At 54.9% G+C, this 9,805-nt stretch carries 11 protein-coding genes, 1 tRNA gene and 1 pseudogene; 10 read left to right on the forward strand and 3 right to left on the reverse strand.

All coding sequences use genetic code 11. The annotated features are described in order from the left end of the window. The 10 genes and pseudogenes from glmS to SMC5_RS03870 form a co-directional block, all read left to right on the forward strand. The coding region (glmS, locus tag SMC5_RS03825) for a glutamine--fructose-6-phosphate transaminase (isomerizing) (protein ID WP_119119665.1) at positions 1–1,572 on the forward strand (1,572 nt) is incomplete at its 5' end. A gap of 87 nt (positions 1,573–1,659) precedes the next feature. After that, positions 1,660–1,736, forward strand: a tRNA-Arg gene (locus tag SMC5_RS03830). A gap of 120 nt (positions 1,737–1,856) precedes the next feature. Beyond that, positions 1,857–2,198: pseudogene (locus SMC5_RS11235) on the forward strand (toprim domain-containing protein); the annotation flags it as partial. A 7-nt stretch (positions 2,199–2,205) separates the two neighbouring features. Then, complete coding sequence (locus SMC5_RS03840; protein ID WP_119119667.1) at positions 2,206–4,338, forward strand: DNA topoisomerase; 2,133 nt, start codon at positions 2,206–2,208, stop codon at positions 4,336–4,338. A 19-nt stretch (positions 4,339–4,357) separates the two neighbouring features. Beyond that, positions 4,358–4,735 (forward strand): hypothetical protein, encoded by a 378-nt coding sequence (locus SMC5_RS03845; RefSeq protein WP_119119668.1) that lies wholly within the window; start codon positions 4,358–4,360, stop codon positions 4,733–4,735. 3 nt (positions 4,736–4,738) lie between these two features. Further along, positions 4,739–5,290 carry an HD domain-containing protein gene (locus SMC5_RS03850; RefSeq protein WP_119119669.1) on the forward strand — a complete coding sequence of 184 codons (552 nt, stop codon included), beginning with the start codon at positions 4,739–4,741 and terminating at the stop codon, positions 5,288–5,290. A gap of 155 nt (positions 5,291–5,445) precedes the next feature. Then, a complete protein-coding gene (locus tag SMC5_RS03855; protein WP_119119670.1) occupies positions 5,446–6,654 on the forward strand; it encodes an aminotransferase-like domain-containing protein in 1,209 nt (402 codons plus the stop codon). 278 nt (positions 6,655–6,932) lie between these two features. Next, a complete protein-coding gene (locus tag SMC5_RS10645; protein WP_165848959.1) occupies positions 6,933–7,295 on the forward strand; it encodes a hypothetical protein in 363 nt (120 codons plus the stop codon). A gap of 98 nt (positions 7,296–7,393) precedes the next feature. After that, on the forward strand, positions 7,394–7,822 hold the full coding sequence (locus SMC5_RS03865; protein WP_243624976.1) for an aminotransferase class I/II-fold pyridoxal phosphate-dependent enzyme: 429 nt from the start codon (positions 7,394–7,396) through the stop codon (positions 7,820–7,822). 123 nt (positions 7,823–7,945) lie between these two features. After that, positions 7,946–8,146 (forward strand): hypothetical protein, encoded by a 201-nt coding sequence (locus tag SMC5_RS03870; protein WP_126854934.1) that lies wholly within the window; start codon positions 7,946–7,948, stop codon positions 8,144–8,146. A gap of 86 nt (positions 8,147–8,232) precedes the next feature. Here the strand turns inward: SMC5_RS03870 and SMC5_RS03875 are convergent, their stop codons facing one another. The 3 genes from SMC5_RS03875 to SMC5_RS03885 all read right to left on the reverse strand — a co-directional run. Next, the gene (locus tag SMC5_RS03875; RefSeq protein ID WP_119119673.1) at positions 8,233–9,006 is read right to left on the reverse strand and encodes a RecB family exonuclease; all 774 of its coding nucleotides are present in this window, start codon (positions 9,004–9,006) and stop codon (positions 8,233–8,235) included. After that, entirely contained in the window at positions 8,979–9,578 is a 600-nt protein-coding gene (coaE, locus tag SMC5_RS03880) for a dephospho-CoA kinase (protein ID WP_119087244.1), read from the reverse strand. Before coaE ends, SMC5_RS03875 begins: the two co-directional genes overlap by 28 nt. Then, a partial coding sequence (locus tag SMC5_RS03885) for a DNA polymerase (RefSeq protein WP_133299157.1) occupies positions 9,575–9,805 on the reverse strand: 231 nt, incomplete at its 5' end. The genes SMC5_RS03885 and coaE, both read right to left, overlap by 4 nt.

The following is a 9,805-nucleotide window of genomic DNA, read 5'->3' on the forward strand; positions in this document are numbered from 1 at the left end:
CATCCACACGTGGACTGCAAGGGCACGATCGCTGTCATCCACAACGGCATCATTGAGAACTACCAGGTGCTCCGAGATGATCTGATCCAGAGAGGACACGTCTTTGTGTCCGAGACCGACACCGAGGTAATCGCTCATCTTATGGAAGAGGAGATCGATGCTGGCGCGGACCTGCTCGATGCAGCGCGGAAGACTGCTTTGCAGCTCGACGGAGCCTTCGCGTTCCTCGTTCTGGCCAAAGCGTTCCCTGGCCGTATCGTGGCAATCCGCAAGTTATCTCCCCTGGTGCTCGGTGTTGGCGACGGGGAGATGATCCTCGGTTCAGATACGCCGGCACTCCTGGAGTACACACACCGGATCATCCCGCTGCACGATGGGGATGTCGTCGAAATCAACGAACAGGGATATGCCTTCTACTCGCTTGAAGACGGGCATGCTTTCGATCGGACACCCATGACCGTTCAGTGGAATGCTTCCGCTGCAGAGAAACAGGGCTACAAGCACTTCATGTTGAAGGAAATCCATGAACAGCCAGTTGTCATCAGGGATACGTTGTATGGCCGCATCGATATGGACAGTGGACACGTCGAGCTCGATGAATTCCAGGGCCAGCCGGTTCCCGACCGCATATCGATTGTGGCGGCAGGGACGTCATACCACGCCGCACGTGTGGGCAAATATCTTCTGGAGGAACTGGCACGAATCCCGACCGAGGTCAGCTTCAGTAGTGAATATCGTTACCAGCGACCCATTGTTCGCCCAGGGACGATGGGGATTGCAGTCACGCAGTCAGGAGAAACGATCGACACACTTGCTGCGCTTCGACTTCAACGTAGTCTTGGTGCCAAGGTTGTGGCCATCACAAACCGACCGGAGAGTACCGTTTCACGTGAGTCAGATGTGACGTTCGTTACTCAGGCGGGTCTCGAGATCGGCGTTGCCGCCACGAAGTCGTTCATGGCCCAACTCATTGCTTTCTACCTCATAGCTCTCAATTTTGGACAGCGCAACGGTACGCTCGATGCTGAGATGTCAGCGCACTACGCGTCGCAGATGTCCAGTCTCAGCCAGAAGTGTGAACAGGTCCTCGAATACGTAGGCATCATGGAGACGATTGCGCGCAAGTTCTACAAAGTCCACGACATGATCTATGTTGGGCGCGGCGTCAACTACCCCATTGCATTGGAGGGCGCGCTCAAGATGAAGGAGATCAGCTACATCCACGCAGAAGGATACGCTGCGGGAGAACTCAAGCATGGCCCCATCGCCTTGCTGGACGAAGATGTCCCTGTGGTGGGTATCCTTCCGCAGGGGGTGCTGTACGAGAAGATCTACTCGAATCTGCAGGAGTCCATCGCGCGCGATTCCCCCCTGGTAGTATTGGCCGACAAGAAGGACAAGAGAGCACAAAGCATCGCTACCGACTTCATCCCGATGCCGCCGGTTGAAGAGTTGTTCTCTCCGGTCATCTATTTATTGCCGCTCCAGCTTCTGGCATACTATACGGCAGATGGCAAGGGTCTGGACGTGGACCAGCCGCGGAATCTGGCCAAAAGTGTGACAGTGGAATAACCGAGTTCTGGGTCCTGTTTTGTGAGGCGCTGAGCCAAAGGCCGACCTTGTACAGGGCCGGCCTTTCTGCTATACTTTCCAGCGTGTGCGCCCGTGGCCCAACTGGATAAGGCGATGGCCTCCGGAGCCGTAGATTACAGGTTCAAATCCTGTCGGGCGCACCAGTCTTAATTTGTCTTCAACCCCTCACGGGGCCTTGTCGACTGAGAAGCCTCAGGCACTTGCCCGAGGTCTTTTGTGTGTATAATGAGGGCCGTTACTGTCGAGGCATCCAAGGAGCAGCCGTGAAGAAGCTTGTCATAGCAGAGAAACCGAGTGTGGCCGAGCAACTTGCTGCGGTCATTGATCACTGCAAGAAGACCCGTGACTATTACGAAGGCGAACACTACATAGTTTCGTGGGCGGTGGGCCACCTTGTTGGATTGGCAGAGCCCGAAGACTATGATAAAAAGTACAAGCAATGGCTGCTTTCCTACCTGCCGATCATCCCTGAGGCGTTCAGGTTCTCCGTTCTCGAGGGTGCCGAGGAGCGTTTCAACGCACTCAAGAAACTGATCGTCTCCAAGGAAGTGGACGAAGTCATCAATGCGTGCGATGCAGGTCGCGAGGGTGAGCTGATCTTCCGCAACATCTATGCACAGGCCGGGGGGAAGAAACCTTCGTCACGCTTGTGGCTNNGAGGCAGACTGGCTGGTTGGCATCAACGCCACCCGGGGACTGACGAGGCGCAATGGGTCGCTTGTCACGGTGGGGCGCGTGCAGACACCAGTTCTGGGACTCATCGCGAAGCGCGAGAAGGAAGTTCAGGCATTCATCCCCGTGCCTTATTTCGAGGTCGACGCCGAGTTCAAGGTCGTGCCGCATGGTGAACCGACTTATGCGGGGCTATGGCATCGGGGATCAGAGAGCAGACTCGCCGATCAGGCCGCCGCCGAAGCCATTGCGAAGAAGTGTTCAGGGCACAAAGGGGTGGTTGCGTCGGTTGCTCAGAAAGAGAACCGTATGCAGGTACCGTACCTGTATGATCTTGGACTGCTGCAGCGAGAAGCAAACGGCCTGAACGGTTTGAGCGCGAGCCGAACGCTCAGGGCAGCACAGTCTCTCTATGAAGAGAAACGCGCCATAACGTATCCGAGAACAGACAGCAAGTATCTGCCCAAGGCGCTTCGCAAGGAAGTCGTCACGGTGCTCGGAGACCTGGCGACTGGGGAATATGCCTCGTACGTGCAACACGTGCAACACGAGGGGTGGAAGATGCGACCCTTCGTCTTCAACGACGAGAAAGTCAGCGATCACTACGCCATCATTCCGACTGGCACGCGGCTGGATCGAAGCACGCTCTCTCATGACGAGAGTGTGGTCTATGACCTGGTTGTACGCCGATTCCTCGAACAGTTCTACCCTGAAGCCGTTCTGATGCTTACCCGTGTCGAGACTGTTGTCGAGGGTGAGACATTTGGCAGTGACGGCAGAGTCGTAAAGACCTCGGGATGGCTGGAGGTCGCTCCACGTGAGGCCGACAGCAAGGATTTGCCGGACCTCAAGGAGAAGTTGAGCATCCAGGCGTTCAGGGTTGAGAGCGAACATAAGCTGACCAAGGCTCCGTCGCGGTTCACGGACGCCTCCATTATCGCTGCCATGGAGACGGCGGGAAAATTCGTTGATGACGAGGAACTGGCTGAGGCAATGAAAGAACGTGGCCTGGGGACTCCTGCCACACGTGCAGAGATTATTGAGAAGCTTATCCGGACCGGCGTTGTCGAGCGGAAAGCTCGGAGTCTGGTCGCCACAAGGCGTGGTGTTGACCTGATTGATCTCCTTGAGGCGATCCAGTTGTCGGATCTTGTGGCTCCGGACCTTACCGGTGACTGGGAAATGAGTCTGCGCAAGATAGAGAAGGGGTCATTGGACAACGCGGAATTCCTGGACCGTATCGAGGCGTTCACGCGTCAGATGATCGAGAAGATCAAGGGGTACGAAACTCCCACGCAGATCGGCATCGAGTCGGCGGAACCACTGGGTGTGTGTCCCATCTGCGGCGGCAACGTGCTTGAGCACCCTTCATCGTATGTCTGCGAACACCATGGTCGCAAGAAGACGGACTGCAAGTTCAGCATTCCGAAGATGATTCTCAGACGCTCCATCAGTCGTGAAGAGGCCTTGCAGCTTATGACCGAGAAGAGGACGGAGATGCTTGACGGATTCGTGAGCAGGCGCGGGTTCAAATTCAGTGCGCGGCTTCTACTCAAGCCCGACAACAAGCTGGAATGGGAGTTTGCTGAAGGGTCGGGTGGCAGTTCTGCGGCTACCGAACCCATCGTCAATGAGGAGTCATTGGGTCGTTGTCCCGTGTGTCAGGGTTCAGTGGTAGAGACTGTGGAGCACTACCGGTGCGCTACAACCGACTGCCGTTTCCAGATGAAGAGAGTCTATGCTGGCAAGACTATTGACCGTGACATGGCCCGTAACCTGCTCGAAAAGGGCAAGACAGAGCTCATCGAGGACTTCGTATCGAAGTACAACAGGCCCTTCTCGGCCTACCTGAAGCTTGGAGACAAGGGTAGAGTAGAGTTCGAGTTCCTGAACAAGGGACCACGGGCGAGGAGACGGCCAACCGGTCAAACAGCGAAGGCAGGAGCCTCCACAANNAAGGCAAAGGTGGTGCATCATGATTCCATTCAGTGCGATTTTCAGTACCGACTTTTTCTTCAATCTTGGGTACGTGGTCCTGTCGATAGCGGGGCTGGTGCTGGCAATCTCCTATAGGCGCTCTCAGGAAGGGAAAGTGAGCCTGTTCCTCCTGCTTACGACCGCGCTGGTAGCCGCCTACTATACCATGCAGTGGTTGTTGAGCAGCTTTATTTCCTTCTATGTCAGCAACTACGCAGCATCCCATCCCACTTTCCAGATGCCCACATGGGTGAACGTGGCTCTCGTCATCCTGTTCACGACTGTGAACTACGCGTTTGTTCTGACACTGGGGCTGACCGCCTGGTTTGCAGTCAGGAAGAATTGTGCAGAGAGGCTTGTACTTACTCAGGGTCCCGAAGAGATGAGACCTGAAGAGCTGACCTGCGAATCTGGCGTGGATATCGAGCAGTCTGGGGTGACCGACGACAGCGCGGCTCCAGCCGAACCGTCCGTCCCTGGGCCCGAAGCATAGTCCATGGACCGCGAGGACCTGTATCAGGTCATCGTCGAGAGGACACCGTCGCGGAACCTGGTCAACCACATGCTCGCCGTCGAGGCCATTATGCGTGGCCTTGCAGTGCACTTTCATGAGGACGTCGAGAAATGGGGCCTGGCAGGCCTTGTCCATGACATCGACTATGGTGAGACCAAGGACAAGCCAAACATGCACAGTATTGTCGGATCAGAGCAACTGCATCTGATGGGAGTGCCTGAGGACATCTGTTATGCGGTGCGCGTCCATAACGCGCTGCATGGTCTGCCGCGCAAGAGCATGATGGACAAGGCATTGTACGCCGCGGACCCGTTGTCCGGCCTCATTGTCGCGTGTGCTCTCATTCGACCGGAGAAGAAGCTTGCGCAGCTTGATACGGATTTTATCATGGTTCGCTTCAAGGAGAAGCGTTTTGCCGCTGGAGCAAACCGGGATCAGATGCTTGCTTGTCAGGAGATGGGACTCGATCTGTACAAGTTTGTTACGATCGGCCTGAGTTCCATGAAGGAGATTGCTACCGAAATTGGTCTCTAGAACAGGCTTACTAGTCTAATTGACGACCACGCCCGCTCTTATAGCGGGCTTTTCGTTGTGCCCATTAGGGGTATACTACATTTCATCGGTAAGTAGTCTCGTATGTTCTGCAGTGGACACTTGCTGAAATACCATCACAGTACGGAGGCATATCGATGTTGTTGAACGCAGAAGAGTTGTTCTCAGAACGGGCGCTGAGCTTCAGAGGGTCCGAGATTCGGGCGATCCAGAAACTTGTCAACAGTCCGGAAATCGTCTCATTTGTCGGAGGCATGCCAGACGAGCGGTTGTTCCCCGTCGATCGCGTTATGGAAGCAACCATGTTTGCGCTCAGGGAATACGGCCAGGAGTCTCTCCAGTACGGGTCTACCGAGGGCCTCAAGAAGCTGCGTGTTCTGCTCATGGATCGCATGGCAAACGAGGGCGTCAAGGACATCTCTCTGGACAACATCATTATTTCCACCGCTTCACAACAAGGTCTCAGCCTGGCGGCGCAGGTCTTCGTGAACCCCGGCGACACCGTCATTGTCGAAGATCCATCCTATGTTGGAGGAATCCAGGCTTTTGCAAGCATGCAGGCGAAGTTCTGTCCCATCCCGCTGGACAACGATGGGATGCAGATGGACATCCTGGAGGACAGACTCAAGGAACTGCAGAAGGCACACATTCGCCCGAAGCTCATCTACACGATACCCAACTTTCAGAACCCTGCTGGCGTCACCATGACGCTGGAGCGTCGCAAGAAGCTGATTGAGCTGGCTCACACGTATGGCCTGCTCATTGTGGAAGACGATCCATACGGCGAGATCCGCTTTGAGGGTGAGCCAATTCCCTCCCTGCTGGCGTTGGGTGGCAAGGATTACGTCATAGCGCTGCGCACGTTCTCGAAGATCAGTTTCCCTGGGCTGCGTCTCGGGTGGATCGTCGCCCGTGAAGACGTCATGAAGAAATTCATCGTTGGTAAACAGGCAGCAGACCTCTGTGCTCCGAACGATGCTCAATACTTAGCGTATGAGTTTATCAGCCGTGGCTGGCTGGATGAGTACGTCGCCGTCGTTCGGCGCGAGTATCTCAAGAAGAAGAATGCAATGATCTCTGCTCTTGAACAGTACTTCCCGACAGGCACCAGTTGGACGAATCCTCAGGGCGGTCTATTTGTGTGGGTGAAGGTCCCGGAAAGCATCGACACGGCGGTGATGTTGCGTGAGGCGATCAGCGCCAAGGTTGCATATGTTACGGGCATTGCCTTCTATCCTCTTCGGGACGACAACTGTCATATGCGGTTGAACTTCTCGGCCGTGGATCCCGAGCACATCACCGAAGGGATCCATCGCCTGGGCGACTTGCTGAAGTCGAAGATCTAGCAACTGCTCAAAACAGACGTGCAACAACCTCTGCCACGCGACATGCGGGCAGGGGTTGTCTGGTGTCTAAGAAAGGCAACAACTAGATACACGGGGCAGACGCCTTGGTAATCACAGGAAAAGCACTTGCTGCAGCGTCTAACTGACGACCGATGCCCGCCTTCGTGGCGAACTTTTCGCGTTATACTCAATAGGGGTATACTTCATTGGTAAGTAGTCTCATATGCTTTGTGCAATGGGCACTTGCCGAAATGTCATCAGAATGCGGAGGCATATCGATGTCGTTGAATGCAGAAGAGTTGTTCTCAGAACGGGCGCTGAGTTTCAGACCATCTGAGATTCGAGAGCTCCTCAAACTCGTCGACAGTCCAGAGATCATTTCATTGGCCGGAGGCATGCCGGACGATCGGTTCTTTCCCATTGACCGCGTTATCGAGGCAAGCACGTTTGCGCTCAGGGAATACGGCAAGAAGGCCCTCCAATATGGGTCTACCGAGGGCATCAAGAAGTTGCGTGTTCTGCTTATGGATCGCATGGAGAAAGGAGGGGGTCAAAGGCATCGATCTGGAAAACGTCCTCATTTCCACCGCTTCACAGCAGGGTCTCAGCCTGGTGGCACAGGTTTTTGTGAATCCAGGTGACACCGTCATTGTGGAAGAGCCATCCTATCTCGGAGCAATCCAGGCTTTTGCAAGCATGCAGGCTGAAATTCTGTACCATTCCGCTGGACAACGATGGGATGCAGATGGACATCCTGGAGGACAAACTCAAGGAGCTGCAGAAGGCGCACATCCGCCCGAAGTTCGTCTACACGGTGCCCAACTTTCACAACCCTGCTGGCGTCACGATGACGCTGGAACGGCGCAAGAAACTGATTGAGCTGGCTCACACGTATGATTTGCTCATTGTTGAAGACGATCCATACGGCGAGATCCGCTTTGAGGGTGAGCCAATTCCATCGCTGCTGGCGTTAAGTGGCAAGGATCGTGTCGTAGAACTGCGCACGTTCTCGAAGATCAGTTTCCCCGGGCTTCGTCTGGGGTGGGTCGTCGCCCGCGAAGACATCATGAACAAGATCATCGTTGGGAAAGCAGGCGGCGGACCTTTGTTCTCCGGCCTTGACCCAGTATATATCGTACGAGTTTGTCAGCCGTGGCTGGCTGGATGAGTACGTCGCCGTCGTTCGGCGCGAGTATCCCAAGAAGAAGAATGCAATGATCTGCCGCTCTTGAACAGTACTTCCCGGCAGGCGGCCAGTTGGACTGATCCTCAGGGCGGTCTGTTTGTATGGGTGAAGGTTCCGGAAAGCATCGACACGGCAGCGATGTTGCGCGAGGCGATCAGCGCCAAGGTTGCATATGTTGTGGGTATTGCCTTCTATCCTCATCGGAACGACAACTGCCATATGCGGTTGAACTTCTCGGCCGTGGATCCCGAGCACATCACCGAAGGGGTCCATCGCCTGGGCGACTTGCTGAAGTCGAAGATGTAGCAACAAGTCGAGACAGACGTTTGTGCAACAACCCCTGCCACGTGACATGCGGGCAGGGGTTGTCTGGTGTCTAAGAAAGGCAACAACTAGATATGGCGGAATACGGGGCAGACGCCTCGGTAGTCGCACGAAAAGCACTTGCTGCCGCGTTTTCCACGAAAATCACCCTGAAGGATCCGATGGGCGGTCTTCACGAGGACTTCGCGCGACTTGGCAATACAGTTTTCTGCCCCCTCGTCCATCTCCGCTTTGAGGTTTTCGCGGAGATAGTAGGTCTGAAGGATGAACCGCTTGCCCTCAAACTCTTTCAATTGACTCAGTGCCGAAGCATACAGCGCTACCTGAAACCGATGAGATGTCAGTGTTGACACTTCTCTCGGTTTCGCGGACTTGTAGTCGACGATGCGGAGCACACGGTCGCTGATTTGGTCGATTCGGTCCACAATGCCTGTAAACGGGATGCCGTCGATCTGCGTGTTGATGAGGTGCTCTACATAGACCATCTGTGTCCATGTGGACCGGAAAACCGGGAAGAATGCTGTAAGTACGTGCAGGGCCTGACGTCGTTTCTTATCTTCATCACTGGGGTCGGTATACCCCTCTGTCAACCAGTTCTCGTCCAGAAGCTGGGAGAGAGAAGTGGGGAAGAGAGCTGCATCATCCCCGTACAGTTGCCCGTCTTCTCCCAGGTGGCATGAGAGCAGTCTCTCGAGAACTGCGTGGATACTCTTGCCATAGCTGAAATACCAGTGGGAAGGCTCCTGGATCTTCTGAATATACTTGAACTCGAATTTTCTAGGGCACTCGTTGTACGTCGATACTTTCGAGTAACTCAGCGGTTCTGTAAGCGCGTTTTCCAAAGCATCTCCACCTGTTTTCGAGTCTGCTCGACGTCCATCGTGTTGTCGATGATGACGTCGGCGTACGCCAGTTTCTGAGCCAGCGGCATCTGTGCTTCAATTCGGCTGATGGCTTCATCGCGCGCAAGATGATCGCGCGTCATGAGGCGTTCCAGCTGTTCGTTCTTCGATGCTTTCACAACCCAGATCTCATCGACCAGGTTCTGCCAGCTGGCCTCGATCAGAATCGCCGCGTCCAGGACCACGACGGTTGATGTTCGGTGAAGGATTGTGATCTCATTGGCGACCAGTCTTGTCATAATGGGCACCATGATATCGTTGAGTTCCTTCAGGAGATCGGGATGTCCGAAGACAAGATTGCCGAGGAGATGGCGATTGAGTTGCTTTCCATCGAAGATACCATCGCCAAAGGAAGAACGCACTTGCTCAAGCGCCCCTTCAACGTTGTTGGCAAGGACATTCTTGCCCACTAAATCTGCGTCCAGCACTGCTGCTCCGTACTCCCGTAACATGCCGGAGATCATGCTCTTGCCAGAGGCAATGTTGCCGGTGAGTCCAACGTCGATACTCATTGGAGGTCCCGCAGGTTCGAGCCGCAAGAAAGGTGAGTCACGAGGGGGATCGAAAGGTGTATCGCTGATTCCATGGACCTCTGCATCATCCCGCGGACACGTTCGAGTTCGTCGGGTGGCGTGTCGACGACGATTTCGTCGTGTACCTGAAGGACCATGCGTGCCTTGAGAGGCTGAAGGTCCTTGCTCAGTGATATCATGGCCATCTTGATGACGTCGGCGGAGCT

This window comes from Candidatus Cryosericum odellii (genome assembly GCF_003570935.1).
Taxonomy (GTDB): domain Bacteria; phylum Caldisericota; class Caldisericia; order Cryosericales; family Cryosericaceae; genus Cryosericum; species Cryosericum odellii.